We start from the raw sequence: 17,768 nt of genomic DNA, 5'->3' as shown, positions 1-17,768 counted from the left end.
TGTCCACCTTCTTTTCTTAATTAATCGTGATGATGATTCTTGCTATTTTCAAGACCGAGGTCATCCTTGTATTCATCTCTATGCCGTTCAATCGAATAGTCACTGCCTTTCATGGTTCCATGATCAACCCACTGCAGATGTGTTGATGAAAATTCCCTCGTATTATCCAAAACACTTGGTTCTAATAAGTTGTCATACTCATTTTGTGTCAGCTCAGGCGCTGAATCCTGAACGTTTTTCACCCATTCATTAAAGTTATCCTGTGATTCAGCATGAACTTTAAATGTCTGTTCAGTAAAGCCTTCTCCGTTAAAGTTGGAGTTGCGGCCCTGGTAAACGCCAGTTTCATCAGCCTGCAGAAAAAGTGTTGTCTCCATGCCCGCCATGTTGTATTTCTGACCACCTAATGCTGGGATCCATAATGCTGACATGGAGCCCGCTGATGACAAGCGGAATTCAATAGCCCGATCCTTCGGTATGTGCAGATAGTCAACGGTTTCTATCCCTTGTTCCGGATAACTGAAGAACCACTTCCAATCAGCAGCCGAGGCATAAATGACGAGTGGATTTTCTGCCTTAGCTTCAGTTGGCGCCCCAGTGGCCGTTGATCCTGGCGATTTTTCCAAATCGTACAGCGTAGTGACCGTCGGAATGGCCAGCGATACGATAATAATAACCGGGATAATGGTCCAAATTGTCTCGATCAAGGTATTCCCATGCATCTCCGGCTTGTAGTCTTTCGGGTCCCGACCTGGTTTGTCACGATATTTAATCACTATATAGGCAAATAGCACAAATACCACAACGACAATCCCCAACATAAAGTAGAGGGAATAAACGATCAGATCCTTCTGCTGCTCACCGACCGGTCCCTTTGGATTCATAACGGTCAGATCACTGCACCCGCTAAGCATCAGGAGAAGCGGAATGAAGAGAAGCAGGATCCATTTGATTGAATATTTTCCGCTGTTTCTCATGAGGCAATCCCTCCATAATAAACTGGCATTGAACAGCCAGCTATTTATTAATCCGTTCGTCAATAAAAATTATAACAGACCAATGGCTTTTTACCAGCAGCTTCATTAAATTACAATAAAATGTTTCGCTTTTTGTAACGTTTTACTCAAAAAATGTTCACTTTTAAGGAAAAAACTGGCCATATGCTTAAATAGTGAATAAATTTGCGACAAACAAAATTAAGAACGTATAAGTGGTTTATGCAGATTAATTCTATTTTGGTCAGAATGGGGAGCGATTATGCCAGGTGAAGGCGGATCACGTATTGATGGCGGCAGGTCATTGTTTGGTGTTATGCTTAGGATAAACGCGTCTGACGATAAAATAAGGAGTTAATTAACAATGTCTGGAACCAATCGGGCCCATGTGAAAATCGGCCAAACAGTAAAGGTAGTCCAAAAACAGGACCAGCGTACCGGAAAATTAACAAGGGGCGTCGTCGACAAGCTGCTGACAAATTCAGCCACTCATCCTCATGGGATCAAGGTTAAGCTGGAGGATGGCGTGGTCGGACGCGTGAAGGAAATCGTGAGCTAAGTCAAAGGAAGCCCTTTAAATGCGGCACCGGATTCAAATGATGAATCCGGTGCCGCATTTTATTAGCTGTCCATGCCAGGATCAGGTCTTATCATTCCTTATTGTCTGGTGCTTGCTGGAATAAAGCTTCGGGGATCATTTCAAAGCCTTCAATTACTGTATTTTCTTCGACTTCCATCATGAGATACCGTTTATTATCGAAGTGGACCTGGCGTACATAGCGCAAGTCCTCTGGTTTAATAGCAATATCCGCCAGTTTCGTTTCAATTTTAATGGACTTGGAAGAATATTTCGGTATGACGTTCGGTGCTTTAAACTCATAGGACGTATCATCTATGACCGTTTTAAAAGCGGATTCAACCTTTTCAGTATTGATATCTTCAAGGCCGCTGTGCTGCAAAACCTGTTCCACGTCTTTATAATCCAGCTTGGGTGTCTCGTCTTCGTCGTTTTCTTCGGTTACCCGGTGGATTTCATCGTAAACATTGGAGAGCGTGGATGTTGTGATCGCTTGCTCACCGGCTGCATTTTTTACAATCTCCTCAAATACGAGCTTGTCCTGTGCGGCGGTCATGATTTCCTCAGCATTTAAGACGTTCTCAATAAAGTGATAATCCGGCTCGTTCTTTTTGCCTGAGGCGTAAAGAACATGGTTAACATCGACGGCGTTATCCGTAATTGAAGGGAAAAGAAAGCCGGATAGTGGTGATTTCAAATTAATCACGGGATCGACGACAATATTATATTTAAATGCTTTTTCGACATAATCAAATAGTAATTCTTTCTTCGGCTCCTCTGTTTTATTCATACTGCACAATATAAATGGATTAGCGTATACGGTATCCCACTGACTTTCTTCTGATTCCTCGCTCGCACGCTTCGTTGGTTTCATGTATTCACCGCGAATGAACGTGATAACAATATCCATGTCATATTGTCTGTCCTTCAGCATTTTTTCCACGAGTTTGAGCATTTGCTCCTTCCATGCTTCAGTATCATCGGTCAGCAGTCCCTGGTGCAGGATGAGCTGGCTGCTGTTTTCGGCTTGCTGCTGGAATTTTAATTCGAACAATTTTTCGTCGAGCTGACCGGTCAGAACCTTTTTAAAGTTCTCCATAAACAGCATTTTCTGCTCTTCTTCCAGCAGGTCAAAAGGGGTGCTTTGATAATGGTAAATCTCGCTTGATTCCTTCAGGATGTAAACGTTAAAAATGTCACGTATTTTTAATTGGTCATTATTAATCTTAAATTGTTTGCGAATAGTTGCTATATCTTGTTTATCCATTTTGACGATTCTCCTAAGTCACTGATATAGCCTTTATTTTATCATAGGTGGCATCTATTTTCCTGGCTTTATCCTGATTTAATTTAAGACATCCGTACGTACGCTATTTAAAAGGGGCTGATTCCTGTACGTGTTCAGGATTTTTTCGCTGGCCAGGAGAAACTGCCGCCGAACACATCACGCACGTCATGAATCACCACAAATGCCCGATCATCAACCGAATTAATGAGCCGTTTGAGTCTCATAATCTGATACTTGCTGATAATAATGTAAGCCATGTCAGAATGCTCTTTTAAATAACCGCCATACCCTTCAAATACGGTAGCGCTGGTATCCATGTGCTGCACGACTTCATCTGTTATAGCTGGAGCACGGCTGGAAATGACACTGACAGCTTTGCGGGTATCAAGCCCTTCAATAATAAGATCCGTCGCTTTTTTACCAACGAATAGCGATATAATGGTATACATCGTGTTAAGCGGCCCAATGATAAATAAGCCTGCTGCGACAACGATGATATCCAGGACAAAATTCGTCCGTGTCAGATCCCAGTCCAGGTTATGGTGAAGCATTCTGGCGATGACGCTTGTCCCGCCCATGGAGCTGCCGGTCCGGAATATCAGCCCGGTGCCGATGCCAATAAATAAACCGGCGAAAATGGCTGATACAAGCGGGTCGCCCAATGACTCACCCAAGCCCTCTGTCAAATAAAGAAAAAGCGAGATGAGGGGCGATGTGATCACCGTTAGCATCACGGATCGTCTCGGTAAAACGCGATAACCAATCAGAATAATAATAGCTGCTAAAATGAAGTTAACGATACCCGGTGACCAGCCGAATGCATAGTGCACAATGACGGAAATTCCGGTCAAACCGCCATCAGCCAGATTGTTGGGAATAGCCAGAAGTGTAAGTGCCAGGGCATACATGAGCGTCCCAGCGATAATGAACACCAGATCTTTGACGAGCCGCATTCTCATTCCTCCCTTAGATGGTTTCAGTAAAACGGTTTATTGATTGATGCCAAACCGATCATACATTTGTTTTAAATAAATCAAACAAATGCATGATTAAATCCATAAAGAGTCTACATTTTCTTGTTGGCTGATGCAAGATTTTAACGTGAATGAGCTTGAAATCAGGGAACTGACGGCAACTGTATAACAAAAACCCCTTGACTGCCGAAGCAGAAAGGGGTATAAACCGCATCTAATAGGTCTTAAGTGCATTAATCATTAAGGTCCAAAAGCCATCCACGTCCAGTTCGGTGCCAAATTTGGCATTGGTTTCCCGGCCGGTCACACCTTGGAGGTCGACTGCTGTTGTACCAGCCGTGAATTCACCTTTTGTTTCCACGGCGATGTTGACATCTTGCATGGTAAACAGTTCAGGCGCCACACAGTAGGCAGCAGTCAGCACATCGTGCACGGGAGCACTTTTGAAATTGAACGTTTCCTGATAGGTCGACGTGAAAAAGTCTAATAATTCTCCAACAACTTGAGCCACATTGTTGTCAATGCTGTTGATCTGCTTAATAACCTCAGGGGTCGCAAGTGCCTGATGCGTGATATCCAATCCCATGACAGTGATAGGGATGCCGCTTTCGAATACGCTTCTGGCTGCCTCAGGATCTGCCCAGATATTGAATTCAGCTGTCGGTGTCCAGTTTCCGCTGGTACCACCGCCCATGAGTACAATCTCATTAATATTTGCTTGAATGCCTGGCGTTTTCGCTAAAGCGAGCGCGACATTGGTCAAAGGCCCTGTCGCCAGAAGTGTGACAGGCTCTGCTGCTTCCCGCGCCAACCGGCTGATTGTATCGGCACCATGCTCATGTGACCATGAACGGCTTGGTTCGGGAAGATCAGGACCGTCCAAACCGGAATCGCCGTGAATAGAAGGCGCTGTTTCGCGTAAACGAACGAGTGGCTTGCTTGCACCCTGGGATACGATCACATCGTTCAGTCCGACAAGGTCACAAATTTTCAGGGCATTCCGTGTTGTATTGTCAATGTCCGCGTTTCCGGAAACGGTTGTTATGCCAATAATATCCAATTCCGGCCGGGCTGCAGCTAAAATAATGGCGATCGCATCATCGTGACCCGGGTCACCGTCCATAATTATTTTTTTCGTTGTCATCATGTTTCCTCCTTTACATAACGAGTCCCATCATCGTTCCTGAAATGATAGAAGCCAAGGTAGCTCCCAGTAATAACTTCATTGAAAGAAAGGAACGCGTTCTTGATCATCCGTTTGCACAAGGTCCTCTTCGTCTGACAGATCATAAGGGTTAATAATATTAGCGACAATGAGTGCACTGAATATATTCAAAGCAACGGCTGTTACGACATATTTCGGTTCCAGCATTGTCATATAAGATCCAACCATGGCCATACTGACGGCACTCATTGCTGACGTGCAAATGGTGTATAAACGTTTCTGACCCAGCTTAGGAATCTGGTTCTTAACTGTCAAGAATACCTCCGGCTGTCCGAGTGCGGCAGTGGATACAGCGAAATAGCTTTCCAATTTCCCCATACCTGTTAGTTTGCTTATAATAAGCCCTACATATTTAATAATGACAGGGAGTATTTTGAAATGATTAAGGATACCGATTAAGACCGAAATAAACACGAGCGGGAGAAGAGCTGAGAAGATGAATGGATCCTCGCCTTCATTGACAATACCGCCAAGGACAAAATTGATACCGGCATCGGCAATCGACATCAGCCCTTCGAAAAATTTCCCGATATTTTTGACAATCGTTAATCCGGCCGTTGTGTTCATCAGCGTGAAAACCAGAATCAGCTGTATGACCAGCATGAGGCCTATGCGTTTATATTTGATATGCTTTCTGTCATTACTGAACAAATAGCCAAGGCCAAACACTAATAATAATCCGGTTATAAGGAATACAACATTCATTTTTTGTCCTCCTTGAATGTTAACGCTTTCATCTTAGATGGCGAAATATCGATAAAATAGAAATACGGTATTCCATTCTATTTTATCGATATTAGGGACAAGGTTCAGGTGATCATTTTAGGATTGATTAACTTGCCTGTTATAGCTCACGGCAATTTGACTGCCGATTTTCGCGTTGTGTTTAACCAGTGCTATATTGACATCAAGGCTTTTGCCTTCAGTCATCTCTGTTACTTTTGCAAGCAGAAATGGGGTTGTGTCTTTACCGGAAATATGCTTTTCTTCTGCCTCTTTAAGGGCATCATTAATAATCTTATTAATGTAATCGGCATCCATGGCATCTTTTTGAGGAACCGGGTTAGCAATGACAATCCCGCCATCCAGCTGCAAGTCCCATTTGGTTTTCATCGTTTCAGCCACGCCATCTGTTGAATCTGTTGAGGATGGCAGCAACTGATCGCTCTCTCTTGTGAAAAAGGCAGGTAAATAATCGGTTTCATAGCCGATGACAGGGACGCCTTTTGTTTCCAGGTATTCCATTGTGAGCCCTAAATCAAGAATCGATTTCGCACCGGCACAGACAACTGCAACGTTTGTACGGGCTAATTCCTCCAGATCGGCCGATATGTCCATGGTTGTTTCGGCACCTCTGTGCACACCGCCAATGCCGCCTGTCACAAATGTTTCGATGCCGGCTAATTCAGCACAAATCATCGTGGTCGCGACAGTCGTTGCACCCAGCTTGCCAGAGGCAACGACCTGAGCTATATCCCGTCTTGAAACTTTGGCGACATCATCACTGCTGCCAAACATTTCAAGTTCCTGATCAGATAGACCGATTTTGATCTGGCCGTTCATAATGGCAATGGTGGCTGGCACGGCTCCGTTATCACGGACAATCGTTTCAACATCCCGGGCCATCTGGACATTTTGCGGATAAGGCATACCGTGTGAAATGATGGTCGATTCCAATGCAACAATGGCTTGTCCATTGTCTTTAGCCTGCTGCACCTCTTGCGAAAATTCGAGATATTGTTTCATATTTTTGTTCCTCCTTATGGTCATAAACATGTATTAATGGTTAGGAGCATTAATGGCTCGCTTGACATCTGCAGCCAGCTGAGCAGATGATAAATCGGTTCTTACCGTTTGGTTTGACATGATGGTTTTATGTGCATTAACCATACCCGATTGAATGTTGGTATCTAGTGACTGATCTTGCAGCCAGGCATGTATGACAGCTGAACAAAAAGAGTCACCAGCGCCGGTTACATCCGTAATGACAGGGGTGTCAATGGACGGATAATAACATACGCCGTCATGCTCATTTCCAGCCATGGCCCCCTCAGCACCATTTGTTATAACAACATTTTGGATACCACAGTCTAACCAGTTTTGGACAGCGTGCTCCCAGTCCTTGTGGTTTTGTATCATCATATTCATAAATGTCTCTGTTTCATCTTTATTGATAATGAGCCAATTGACAGCATCAAGTGCTGCCGGCAGATTCGCCATTTTTGGGGCAGAAACCGGAATAATTGCTAAAGGAATCTGCTCTTTCACCGCAAACCGGCAAAGAAAATCGATCGTATCCTGTGAGCAATTTAAATCAACGACAATGCATTTTGCTGTTTTTAAAGTGGCTTGCTTTTCCTGTAATAAATCGGGCGTGATTGCGTCAAATACTTCCATATCGGCAAAGGCTATTGCCAGATCACCGTTTTTATCGAGTACAGCAGTGTAAGAGCCGGTAGCCTGTTCTTCAAATTGAGCAGCAGCACTTAAATCCATAAATGAGTAAGACCCATTGGCTATTTCCTGCCACGCAGCATCATAGCCACTTGCTGTGATCAATTTGACATGTTCACCCAGCCTGCCTAAGTTTTCGGCTATATTTCTGGCCACACCTCCTGCTGAACTGCTGGATTGAACTGGATTGGATGTTTCACTGACCATATTCGATTTTAAATAGAATTTGCGATCGACGTTTGCCCCGCCAATACAGATTATAGGCGATTCTTGGTACGGATCCTTCTTCATATTGTCACCTCACTACTAAACAAAAGTTTAGTAATTAAACATAAGTTTATTGTATTCGCTTTCCTGCTAGATTGTCAATAATTTTATAGTTTTCTTACGAGAGGAAAGATAGAATTTTTGACTGTATGTATCCGAATGATTTACAAATGTGTGTCATTAACCTAAACTAAATTTGTAAAGAGAGGTCGTGCCAATGAGTAAAGAAAACGAAATCTTATATCAAATCCGGATGAATCCATTTATCTCTCAGCAGGAGTTATCAAATAGAATAGGCCTGTCACGTCCAGCGGTCGCCAATTACATAACCAAATTAATAAAAAGCGGCGACATTAGGGGGCGTGCCTATGTGTTAAACGACATGTCTATGATCACTTGTCTGGGGGGCATGAATGTTGACCGTAAAGCAAGGGCAGAGCAGGACGTTCGTCTGAATACGTCGAATCCTGTCAGAACGAAAGAAACGTGTGGCGGCGTGGCACGCAATTATGCTGAAAATCTGCGGTACTTAGGCTATAATACACAACTGATGGCCTGTGTCGGAGATGATAAGGAAGGCCATTGGCTGTTAAATGAAACGAAAAGTGCTGGTGTTGATGTGAGTCAGGTTTGGAAATTTGCGGCAAGCGGTACCGGTACTTTCACAACGTTATTGGATGCGAATGGGAAAAGTGTTGTCTCAATGGCAGACATGAACATTTATGAGCATCTGACAATTGCGATGCTGGAGGAAAAGTGGTCAGCAATTACGTCAGCAGGCATCTTTTTAGATACAAATCTGCCTGCTGCTTGTGTTCATTATATAATTGATCGAAGTTTTCAGGAAAACATCCCATTGTATATCGATCCCGTTTCGTCAACTAAAGCTCTTAAACTGCCAGAACGTCTGGATGGTACAGAATTGCTGATCCTCAGTAAAGATGAGGCGGAAGCACTGTACGGCAAACCGATTCATTCAGTCAGCACGTGTGAAGCAGTTTGTGAAACGTTGAGCCAGCGCGGTGTGAAACGGGTGGTTATTAATCTGGACGATGGAGGTGTCTATTATTATGCTGCAGGTGAAGCAGGCCTTCTGACGCCTTTTGAAACGGAAGTGACTGATGATACGGGCATTAGTGACGCCCTGGGAGCAAGTGTTGTGTATGGTATTTTGCATGGCGAATCGTTGCGCGATGCCTGTCAGCTGGGTCTTGCGGGAATGGAACTGACGCTGCAGACCGAGGCATCGATATCCAGCCAGCTTAAACCGGAAAAACTGCACAGGATGATAAGGCCCGATTGATGCGGGAAAAATTCTATTGGAAGACAATCTAATTCTGTTACGCGTATATAGCTAAATGTCAGAAAGAGGGAGATAGCGATGAAGCTGGAAGTTATTGTACAAAATGGGGACGAGGCCAAACAGGCGGAGGAACTGGGTGCCGATCGGCTTGAACTTGTCTCCGCAATCTCAGAAGGAGGGCTTACACCTAGCTGCGGGACGATCAAACAAGTGCTGCAGAGCGTATCGATTCCAGTTCAAGTCATGATACGTCCGCATAGTTTTCATTACCATTATACGACCAGTGATAAGGCGATTATTTTCGAGGACATTCAGGCGTTGACTGATATGGGCGGCCACAGAATCGTTTTTGGCGTATTAAATAAAGATGGCACGATTAATGAGACTGTTCTGAGGGAACTGACGGAACGTTTTCCCGAATTGGACATAACGTTTCATAAGGCGTTTGATGAGGTTCCTTCACAGCGAGACGCTTATATGACGCTGGCTAAGTACCAAACACATGTGAAGCGCATCCTGACTTCCGGCGGGAAAATGCTGAGCGCCGATAATCTTCAGGATCTGCTGCAAATGAAACATGAGACAGGCGGACCGGCTATTATGCCCGGAGGCGGGCTGAATACAGATAACATTGCGGCTATTCATCGTAATGTCTTGGCTGATCAGTATCATTTTGGTAAAGCTGTCAGGGTGCATGACTCGTTTGCTAATTCATTTGACAGTGAACGCATGGCCAGGGTGAAAAAGGCAATAAGCACTTGAACGCCTTCATTAATAAATCTGCTAAATTTCCATTTTAATAACCTGATGAAAAATTTGATCTAATTCTTGTGACGTTTTGTTGATTTTATTTTCACGAGCCCATTTTAAAATAGCATCAAGGTTTGCCCTGTAAATATATATAATTAAGCTTTCTGGCACATTAGAATCAATGCGAAAACGTTTTATATTGGCCTGGATATCATTTTCTAATACACCAACAAAATAATTAGTTAATATCTCGTGAAATTCGGGCTCTTTTTTTTGTTTTTGCTGAATCCCTTTAATTTTTGAAGTGATAATATAATTTATAGACTCTATGGGCGAATTAATCCGTGTTTTAATGTCTAATTCAAAATAGTTTTTCGAGTATCCCTTGAATAGATAAACTAACAGGTCATATTTGTCCTGAAAGTGTTTGTAAAAAGTGGTGCGATGGACTAAAGCATTATCACAAATCATCTTGATTGTGATGGAAGACAATCCATTTTCCTCCAGCAGATGGAATAAAGACGTAGAAAGTAAGTTTTTTGTTTTAATGACACGTAAATCGTTCTGATTCAATCTACATTATCCCCTTTATCTGTAGTTTAACTATATAGATTAATAAAATTAACTCTATGATTTATATGTTATTAATTATAACCTGTTATCGTATGATATGTATATTATTTACTTAGATTATACGATTTTTTTGTAGGAGGTCATACCTTGGCTAATTTCTTATATAAAGTAGGCTCATTTTTTGCAAAACACAAATGGTGGAGTGTGCTTATTTGGCTAGTATTGTTAATAGCCATCATTACGCCGCTCACCACGAATGCCCCTAAGTTTGACAGCGATATTAAAATGAACGGTCTAAAATCTATCGATACAAATGAAAAAATCGGGGACGAATTTAATCAAGACAGTGAAAAAGCTAAAATACGTATTGTCTTTAAGTCGAACACAGATAATGGTATTACAGAAGAGGATACCAAAAATGATATTCAGGATACCTTAACTGATATCAAGAGAAATGACGATTACGTAGCAAGTGTTACAGACCCGTATGAAGCTAAGCGAATTAATGATGACGGGACAACAGCATTTGCTGATGTGAACTACGTTACCGCTCAAACGTCTTTGAAAGAAGCATCTAAAACGAATGTAGAGCATGAATTAGATGACTTAAAAGAAGATCATATGCTTCAAACAGAGTTAACGGGGAGCGGCATGGAAGATTTAGAATTTGGCGGACTTCCTGAAGTCGTAGGGATTGTCATTGCGTTCATAGTATTATTAGTCACATTTGGTTCGCTGATTGTCGCAGGTATGCCAATACTAAGTGCATTGCTCGGGTTAGGGTCAAGTGTCGGTATTATCGCATTATTAACCTTCGCGTTTGATATTCCCAATGTGACATTGACGCTTGCGATTATGATAGGCCTTGCGGTTGGTATTGATTATGCGTTGTTTATTTTATTCAGATATAGACAAATTGCTAAAACAGAAAGAGACCATGTGAAGGCGATTGGCCTCGCCGTAGGGACAGCAGGAAGCGCTGTTATATTTGCTGGTATCACTGTGATTATTGCCGTTTGCGGTTTATCCCTTGTTGGTATTGATTTCTTAGCAGTGATGGGCTTCTCCTCTGCGATTAGTGTGTTTATTGCTGTCTTAAGTGCTCTCACGTTATTACCGGCTTTCATTAGCATTTTCCATAAACGTGTGCAGCCAAAGGCCAACAAAACGGAGACAAAAGATCATGTAGAAACGCCTTGGTCAAAATTTGTCGTTGGAAAACCAGCTCTAGCGGTGTTTCTCGTTTTGGTTGTTCTTGGATTGGCCATTATTCCTATGTCACATATGAGATTAGGCCTGCCTGATGATGGCATGAAGCCAAATGATTCAACACAGCATAAAGCATATGAAATTATTTCAGAAGACTTTGGCGAAGGATATAACGGGCAAATTGCCATGTTGGTTAATACGAAAGATAAACAAGACGGAGATGCGCTGAACCAGGACTTACAAAATATGACTGATGATATTGCGGATATGGACAACGTTGATACGGTTGCGCCAGCACAATTAACGCCAGCCAATGATTATGCATTAGTAGGAATCATTCCCGATGATGGTCCGAATTCGGAATCAACGAATAATCTTGTCCATGATTTGCGGGATTACAGTGATCAGGCAAAAGACTTATATAACTTTGATACCGAAATTTCAGGACAAAGTGTGATTAACATTGATATGTCTGAAAAGCTGAACGATGCGATACCAGTTTTCGCTGGTGTCATTGTTGCGCTGGCTTTTGTGCTGTTGATGCTTGTGTTTAGGTCGATTATTGTTCCATTGAAAGCAGTATTAGGGTTTGTCCTTTCATTAGCAGCAACCTTAGGATTCACCACGCTTGTTATGCAAGATGGCTTTATAAGCGGATTGTTTGGAGTCGATACACCGGGGCCATTACTTGCCTTTTTACCAGTGATTGTAATTGGCTTGTTATTCGGACTCGCTATTGATTATGAACTTTTCTTAATGACACGAATTCATGAGGAATATAGTAAGACACACGATAACGAGCATTCTATTAAAGTAGGCATTAAAGAAAGTGGACCGGTGATTGTGGCGGCAGCTTTGATTATGTTTAGTGTGTTTATTGCTTTCGTATTCCAAGATGATGTCATCATTAAATCACTTGGTATTGCACTTGCATTTGGCGTGTTATTTGATGCCTTTATCGTTCGCCTGACATTGATACCTGCCCTTACGAAATTATTTGGGAATGCTTCGTGGTATCTTCCAAAATGGCTCAATCGCGTCTTGCCTAAGATTGATATTGAAGGGTATGCGCTGGAGGAGAAAATGCATTCTGACCAAACGTTATCAGCGGGTTATCAGTCATCAGCTGATTCAGAAGATGAACAAATGGCACCTTTATCCGATATAGAAATGGATAATCAAACAGAACATCTGTACCATGATTTACTGGAAGTATCACCAGATCGCAGCACATTGTTTAACGGTGTATTATTTAATGCGTTAATGGAATACGCAAGAGAAAATCACCGGGAAATCTATGATAAGTATACTTCAAAAATGACAGATGAGGAGATTAGTAATCAACAAGAGCTAATGAAAAACGTTCACTCAAGCGAGCCAGCCAAAGAGTTAGAAGGAAAATTAAGCGATGATGAGATATTGAAGTTATTGAATCAGCAAAACCAAAATGTTGAAAAAATAAATGATATCATTTCCAAACTTGTTGATAAAGGTAACGAAAACAACGAAGACAACAAAAATAACGACTAAAGTTAGACTGCATTTTGTCAGCTTGTTTCCTAAAAGCAGCAAACTATATTCAAAAGTACCTGACGAAAGGTCACTATAGTTTGCTTGCTTTAAGGTTTTGATTCATAAAGGAGGATTTGTTTCATGCATAAAAGCAACTTTAAAATCGCGGGGTTAATTATAGCTCTTTCTTTATCTGGCCTATTAGCTGCATGCAGTGGCGGGACCTCCTCCACTGATGGCAATGTTGAAATAGGAGGAGAAGATATCGAAATTCCTTATATTGGGGCTGGATCAACGGCGCGTTCACTTGTATTAGCTCAAGTACTCGAAGATGTTGGCTATAACGTTACCTCTACTCAAGTTGGAGCGACGGGACCAATGTTTGCAAGTACAGCAGAAAATAAGGATACCTTAAACACGTCAGGCTGGTTTCCCGCCACTGACAAAGCATATCTTGATAAATATGGAGATGACTTAGACATTTATGACAGTGATAATGTCATTGATAATGCTTCCCTCTCTCTGGCAGTACCAGAGTATATGGATGATGTCGAGTCGATTAATGATCTGAAAGACAATAAAGATTTGGGCAAGTCGGTCGATTGGACCATTGTAGGTATCGATCCAAGAACGGGTATTATGAAAAATACCGAAAAAGGACTTGACGACAATGATTTGGATAAGTGGGATCTAAAGAAAGGAACCGAATTATCCATGTTATCTGAGCTTCAGGAAGCCTATAAAAACCAAGATCCCATTATTATAACGGGCTGGCAGCCCCATTGGATCTTTAACGAATTGGATTTAAAAATGCTAAAAGATCCAGACAAAATTTATGGTGGAAATGATGATCATATTAATTTAGTCTTTAATAAAGATTTTCAGGCCGCACATCCTGCCGCTTATAAAATTGCAACAAGAATGGCCGATGACTGGAACAAAGAGGATGAAAATAAGCTTATGAAACGCATTTTCGTCAAAGAAGAGAATGCTGAAAAAGTAGCGGAAGACTTTGTAGACGATCATACTCACAGAATTGATAAGTGGAAGCAAGACGTTGAAAAGAAATAAGTTCAAACGTTCTTTATCATTCACGACGATAAGAGATGATGATGTCTAAACAGTTCCGGCCGCGTTAAGACATTTGAAACGAAACGGAAGAATATATGGACCGGGCGCTGACTGATAGCGCCCGGCTGCGCTATTGGCTCAGCTTTTTCACAATGTCTTTATCCTTCTCAATTGGCTCGATCGCGAAATCATTGGCAGTCGTTAAATTAATATGACAATAACCATTCGGATTTTTCTCTAAATAGTCCTGGTGCATCTCTTCAGCTTTGTAAAAGTTATCCAGCTGTTTAGCTTCCGTCTCAATAGCATCATCATAATAGGCCTGTTCATCCGCAACCGCGCTTTTTACGGTTTCCTCATCTGCTTTATCTGCATAATAAATCCCCGTCCGGTATGCTTCACCGACATCATTACCCTGCTGATTTTTGCTCGTCGGGTCAATCACTTTAAATAGCCGATTGATTAACGTGTCCAATGAAACACGTTCAGGATCATAGGTCACTTTGACGGTCTCAGCAAAGTGTTCATCGCCTTTTACGACGTCTGCGTAACTGGGATCACTGCCTTCACCATTCGCGTATCCGGAAACAACATCAGCCACACCATAAATACGGCTCATATAGGCTTCCACACCCCAGAAACAGCCACCCGCCATATAGATGGTATCTGTCTTGCGGTCTTCGTAATCAAGATGATCATTAATATTGTCCACATCCTCTTTGATCATGTAGCCTTCTTCTTGTTTAGAGGATGCCTGATCCGGGTGGTTATTGTCAGCTGAACCCTGCAACTGTCCGCCGCATCCAGCGAGCAGCAGGAAGAACAGTATAACAGCACCAGATTTATACAGGAATTGCATCCGTTAGCACCTCTTTCCGGAAAGGAGTCTTGGCTGGCTTATTTTCTCAAAAGTTATTTTCAGTTTAACATGGATCATGCTTAAAAAAGAGAAAAACGCCTGACGCAAGCGGAGGTGTGAACGAAAAAAAGCACCAGTCAAACGTGACAGGTGCCTCATTAAATAGTCATCCCTGGAAAAATATGTTTCCCAAGCGTCTTTTTAACGTTCAGCCTCTTTCTTTAGCTTACCCTGTTGTTTATTCAATCGTACTGACAAAAGATAGACGTCTTCATAGTCGGTCGCTTGTTTAATAGCTTCGTCTGTGTCCAAATCGGTCCGCTGTGAAACGCTATGCTGATTGGTGTGAATAATCGTTGATGCGTATTGCCGCTCGCCTATGGTAAAGGATGTTTGGGAACTGATCCCGCCTGAGGAGACACTGGCGTAATCATCAGAAGGCGCCTCCACAGTGTTTTCAACGCTGGAAGAGCCATTAGCTCTTATAACCGAGCCAACCCATTTTTCCTGTCCCTCACCGGCCTTTTGCCGTAAAAATACGACCTTCAGGTTATCAGACGGTTTCACATTTTTTAAACCGGATGCCATATTGAGAATTTCATTCACTTTTTCGCCGTTCTGATAGTGTTCCACCGTAACTTGCAGCTCTTTCGCCTCCTGATTATGAAGCTGGATGTCATAGGCGAAAGACATATCAGTGGCTAGATTCATTAACTTTTTGTCAAAGTCGGTCAAATCTGCTTCGGCAATCGTCGCATCGCCTTTCTTATCAGGACCAACCGGTTTCGTATCATCAGAACACGCGGTTAAAACCAATGCCAATAAAAAAAGAATGACTGTTAAAGCACGCAAACGCACGTTACTTCCTCCTTAAATGGCGAACACTTATTTTGTCAGGATAATGGATGATTCTGTAAAAATGCAATATCCTCCTTGGACAAGGGGTGATCGTTCAGCAGCAGACCGCCGCCCAGAAGCACTTTGCCATCAGCCAGATGATCTTCCGGTACAATCAGTGGGATGGTCTGTGTCACGCGTTTTCCGTCCGGATCATAAAAAAGATAACCGTCTCTTTTATCATAGATAACGGAATGGATGCTAATATTTGGTTTGATGAACAGTGTAAGTTTTTCCTGATTGTTCCAGATAACTTTCATAAGCGTCTTACTGTCGATTTTTGTTTCCACTAATGCTTTTAATGCCTGTATTGAAACACTTTCCATTGTCATGCCTCCAGATTTCAGATTACTATAATAATACCAGCTGAGGGGAATATTGTTATTCTTATTTTGACATATTTGGTGTGGGATGATCCAGTGGGGGCGTCAATAATTTTGTGTAAATGACCCTATCCCTTTTGAATTTAGTTAGCCAGTGTTTTAGTCGTTTAAACTTGTTCCTCCAGCGATTCAAACATCTGCAGTAATTCAGGCTTTGCTTTTTTGAAGCCTCTGTGGCACCGCATACCGAACTTATGGTTATAATCTAAAAACTGGGTCACCAGGAAACGTTCCAGGGCATCTTCATTTGGAAATTGTTCTTTGCGTTTGACGTAGCGTTTGATTTCCTTGTTAAATCCTTCGATGAGGTTTGTTGTATAGATGCTGGATCGGATGGATGCCGGAAAATCATAAAACGTTAATAAGCGATCCTGTTTCATCACGGCATCGACAGCACGTGGATACGTCTTATGCCATTTGTTTTGAAATTGTTCCAGGGCATTTAAAGCATCCTGGCGGCTTTCAGCCTCATAGACAGCCCTGAAATCATCCAGAATGACGGCACGATCTTTCACACGTACTTTGTTAGCGATGTTGCGGGAAACATGAACGCAGCACACCTGATGTTTAGCCTTGGGATAGACACGATGCAGCGCATCCGTCATGCCGTTCAAGCCGTCCGAAATGAAAAGAAGGACGTGTTCAACACCGCGATCATATAAGCGCTGAACGAGCTCCTCCCACACCTCGGCGGATTCCGTTGGGGCGATGGTGAAGTCGAGCACTTCTTTGCCGCCATCTTCCGCAATGCCAATGGCGATATAGACCGATTCCTTTTCAACGCTTTGACGCCGGATTGGAATTTGCGTGGCATCCAGATAAATGCAGACATAACGCTGTTCCAGCGTTCGCTCATGAAAAGCCTTAACATCTTCTGACACAAGCTGTGTCAGGTTGGATACAGTTTGTTTGGAATAGTGCTGACCATACATTTTTTCGATCAAATCGGCGATTTCATCCGTTGTGATGCCCTTTTCGTACAGGTGGATGATAAACTGTTCCAGTGTGTCGTTGGAACGTTTATAGGGTGCCAGGGTTTGTTGCTGAAAGGCACCGTTGCGATCTCTGGGAATATGCAGCTCAAGGTTGCCGTATTCTGTCTTAAACGTACGGCCATAAAATCCGTTACGGGAATTACCAGAGTTAACGCCAGCCTGCTCATAAGGCTCATAGTCCAGAAAAGCTGTTAATTCGTGTTTTAAAAGCTGATTGATCGCTGTTTCCAAGTGATGGCGAAAAACTTCTTCAATATCCTGTTTTTGGGCTAGTGATTCAAGCAAATCTGTAGTAAGATGGCTCATAGGGAAGACCTCCTGTGGGTGTGTTTTGGCTAACTCTATTCTACAGGAAAGGGTCTTCCTTTTTCTATGACCATTATTGAGTCATTGCGATTTACACAAACTATTTTACGCTCTCGATCCAGTGCGGTGA

General features: G+C 42.5%; 16 protein-coding genes and 1 pseudogene. 5 read left to right on the top strand and 12 right to left on the bottom strand.

From position 1 onward, the window contains the following. Positions 1–20: 20 nt before the first annotated feature. Positions 21–977, bottom strand: a complete 957-nt coding sequence (gene qoxA, locus ACZ444_RS11680; RefSeq protein ID WP_382358952.1) for a cytochrome aa3 quinol oxidase subunit II — start codon at positions 975–977, stop codon at positions 21–23. Positions 978–1,359: 382 nt separating this feature from the next. Here qoxA and ACZ444_RS11675 point away from each other — a divergent pair, with 382 nt between their 5' ends. Beyond that, entirely contained in the window at positions 1,360–1,554 is a 195-nt protein-coding gene (locus ACZ444_RS11675; RefSeq protein ID WP_382358954.1) for a YwbE family protein, read from the top strand. Between the two features lie 91 nt (positions 1,555–1,645). Here the strand turns inward: ACZ444_RS11675 and ACZ444_RS11670 are convergent, their stop codons facing one another. The 6 genes and pseudogenes from ACZ444_RS11670 to ACZ444_RS11645 form a co-directional block, all read right to left on the bottom strand. Beyond that, on the bottom strand, positions 1,646–2,839 hold the full coding sequence (locus tag ACZ444_RS11670; RefSeq protein ID WP_382358956.1) for a DUF4317 domain-containing protein: 1,194 nt from the start codon (positions 2,837–2,839) through the stop codon (positions 1,646–1,648). 134 nt (positions 2,840–2,973) lie between these two features. Further along, positions 2,974–3,813 carry a YitT family protein gene (locus tag ACZ444_RS11665; RefSeq protein ID WP_382358958.1) on the bottom strand — a complete coding sequence of 280 codons (840 nt, stop codon included), beginning with the start codon at positions 3,811–3,813 and terminating at the stop codon, positions 2,974–2,976. A 235-nt stretch (positions 3,814–4,048) separates the two neighbouring features. Continuing rightward, positions 4,049–4,978 (bottom strand): nucleoside hydrolase, encoded by a 930-nt coding sequence (locus ACZ444_RS11660; protein ID WP_382358960.1) that lies wholly within the window; start codon positions 4,976–4,978, stop codon positions 4,049–4,051. Between the two features lie 120 nt (positions 4,979–5,098). Beyond that, positions 5,099–5,764, bottom strand: a pseudogene (locus ACZ444_RS11655) (Na+ dependent nucleoside transporter N-terminal domain-containing protein); the annotation flags it as partial. 117 nt (positions 5,765–5,881) lie between these two features. Further along, a complete protein-coding gene (locus ACZ444_RS11650) occupies positions 5,882–6,805 on the bottom strand; it encodes a pseudouridine-5'-phosphate glycosidase (RefSeq protein ID WP_382358962.1) in 924 nt (307 codons plus the stop codon). Between the two features lie 33 nt (positions 6,806–6,838). Next, a complete protein-coding gene (locus tag ACZ444_RS11645) occupies positions 6,839–7,804 on the bottom strand; it encodes a carbohydrate kinase family protein (RefSeq protein WP_382358964.1) in 966 nt (321 codons plus the stop codon). A gap of 193 nt (positions 7,805–7,997) precedes the next feature. On the opposite strand from ACZ444_RS11645, the gene ACZ444_RS11640 reads away from it, so the two are divergent. Beyond that, positions 7,998–9,083: a carbohydrate kinase gene (locus tag ACZ444_RS11640; RefSeq protein ID WP_382358966.1), complete on the top strand. Its 1,086-nt coding sequence runs from the start codon at positions 7,998–8,000 to the stop codon at positions 9,081–9,083. Between the two features lie 78 nt (positions 9,084–9,161). Continuing rightward, positions 9,162–9,845 carry a copper homeostasis protein CutC gene (locus ACZ444_RS11635; protein ID WP_382358968.1) on the top strand — a complete coding sequence of 228 codons (684 nt, stop codon included), beginning with the start codon at positions 9,162–9,164 and terminating at the stop codon, positions 9,843–9,845. A 21-nt stretch (positions 9,846–9,866) separates the two neighbouring features. Here the strand turns inward: ACZ444_RS11635 and ACZ444_RS11630 are convergent, their stop codons facing one another. Beyond that, positions 9,867–10,406 (bottom strand): TetR/AcrR family transcriptional regulator, encoded by a 540-nt coding sequence (locus tag ACZ444_RS11630; RefSeq protein ID WP_382358970.1) that lies wholly within the window; start codon positions 10,404–10,406, stop codon positions 9,867–9,869. A gap of 147 nt (positions 10,407–10,553) precedes the next feature. On the opposite strand from ACZ444_RS11630, the gene ACZ444_RS11625 reads away from it, so the two are divergent. Together ACZ444_RS11625 and ACZ444_RS11620 are read left to right on the top strand one after the other, a co-directional pair. Beyond that, positions 10,554–13,145 (top strand): MMPL family transporter, encoded by a 2,592-nt coding sequence (locus tag ACZ444_RS11625; protein WP_382358972.1) that lies wholly within the window; start codon positions 10,554–10,556, stop codon positions 13,143–13,145. 123 nt (positions 13,146–13,268) lie between these two features. Continuing rightward, positions 13,269–14,198, top strand: a complete 930-nt coding sequence (locus ACZ444_RS11620) for a glycine betaine ABC transporter substrate-binding protein (protein ID WP_382358974.1) — start codon at positions 13,269–13,271, stop codon at positions 14,196–14,198. Positions 14,199–14,328: 130 nt separating this feature from the next. Here the strand turns inward: ACZ444_RS11620 and msrA are convergent, their stop codons facing one another. The 4 genes from msrA to ACZ444_RS11600 all read right to left on the bottom strand — a co-directional run bounded on the left by msrA (position 14,329) and on the right by ACZ444_RS11600 (position 17,638). Then, positions 14,329–15,057 carry a peptide-methionine (S)-S-oxide reductase MsrA gene (gene msrA, locus ACZ444_RS11615; protein ID WP_382358976.1) on the bottom strand — a complete coding sequence of 243 codons (729 nt, stop codon included), beginning with the start codon at positions 15,055–15,057 and terminating at the stop codon, positions 14,329–14,331. A 201-nt stretch (positions 15,058–15,258) separates the two neighbouring features. Further along, complete coding sequence (locus ACZ444_RS11610) at positions 15,259–15,915, bottom strand: hypothetical protein (RefSeq protein ID WP_382358978.1); 657 nt, start codon at positions 15,913–15,915, stop codon at positions 15,259–15,261. A 35-nt stretch (positions 15,916–15,950) separates the two neighbouring features. After that, entirely contained in the window at positions 15,951–16,280 is a 330-nt protein-coding gene (locus ACZ444_RS11605; protein WP_382358980.1) for a hypothetical protein, read from the bottom strand. Positions 16,281–16,444: 164 nt separating this feature from the next. After that, the gene (locus tag ACZ444_RS11600; protein WP_464433219.1) at positions 16,445–17,638 is read right to left on the bottom strand and encodes an IS256 family transposase; all 1,194 of its coding nucleotides are present in this window, start codon (positions 17,636–17,638) and stop codon (positions 16,445–16,447) included. Positions 17,639–17,768 lie beyond the last annotated feature (130 nt).

The sequence above is a fragment of the Lentibacillus kimchii genome (assembly GCF_055381965.1).
The sequence above is the reverse complement of the archived record's forward strand: the minus strand, read 5'-3'. Positions and strand labels throughout refer to the sequence as shown.

Excerpts from the sequence above, each read along its gene's own strand:
- ACZ444_RS11675 (WP_382358954.1), top strand. The coding sequence starts at position 1,360 with ATGTCTGGAACCAATCGGGCCCATGTGAAAATCGGCCAAACAGTAAAG.
- ACZ444_RS11640 (WP_382358966.1), top strand. The coding sequence starts at position 7,998 with ATGAGTAAAGAAAACGAAATCTTATATCAAATCCGGATGAATCCATTT.
- ACZ444_RS11645 (WP_382358964.1), bottom strand. The coding sequence starts at position 7,804 with ATGAAGAAGGATCCGTACCAAGAATCGCCTATAATCTGTATTGGCGGG.
- ACZ444_RS11635 (WP_382358968.1), top strand. The coding sequence starts at position 9,162 with ATGAAGCTGGAAGTTATTGTACAAAATGGGGACGAGGCCAAACAGGCG.
- ACZ444_RS11605 (WP_382358980.1), bottom strand. The coding sequence starts at position 16,280 with ATGGAAAGTGTTTCAATACAGGCATTAAAAGCATTAGTGGAAACAAAA.
- ACZ444_RS11650 (WP_382358962.1), bottom strand. The coding sequence starts at position 6,805 with ATGAAACAATATCTCGAATTTTCGCAAGAGGTGCAGCAGGCTAAAGAC.
- qoxA (WP_382358952.1), bottom strand. The coding sequence starts at position 977 with ATGAGAAACAGCGGAAAATATTCAATCAAATGGATCCTGCTTCTCTTC.
- ACZ444_RS11670 (WP_382358956.1), bottom strand. The coding sequence starts at position 2,839 with ATGGATAAACAAGATATAGCAACTATTCGCAAACAATTTAAGATTAAT.
- ACZ444_RS11620 (WP_382358974.1), top strand. The coding sequence starts at position 13,269 with ATGCATAAAAGCAACTTTAAAATCGCGGGGTTAATTATAGCTCTTTCT.
- ACZ444_RS11660 (WP_382358960.1), bottom strand. The coding sequence starts at position 4,978 with ATGACAACGAAAAAAATAATTATGGACGGTGACCCGGGTCACGATGAT.
- msrA (WP_382358976.1), bottom strand. The coding sequence starts at position 15,057 with ATGCAATTCCTGTATAAATCTGGTGCTGTTATACTGTTCTTCCTGCTG.
- ACZ444_RS11665 (WP_382358958.1), bottom strand. The coding sequence starts at position 3,813 with ATGCGGCTCGTCAAAGATCTGGTGTTCATTATCGCTGGGACGCTCATG.
- ACZ444_RS11600 (WP_464433219.1), bottom strand. The coding sequence starts at position 17,638 with ATGAGCCATCTTACTACAGATTTGCTTGAATCACTAGCCCAAAAACAG.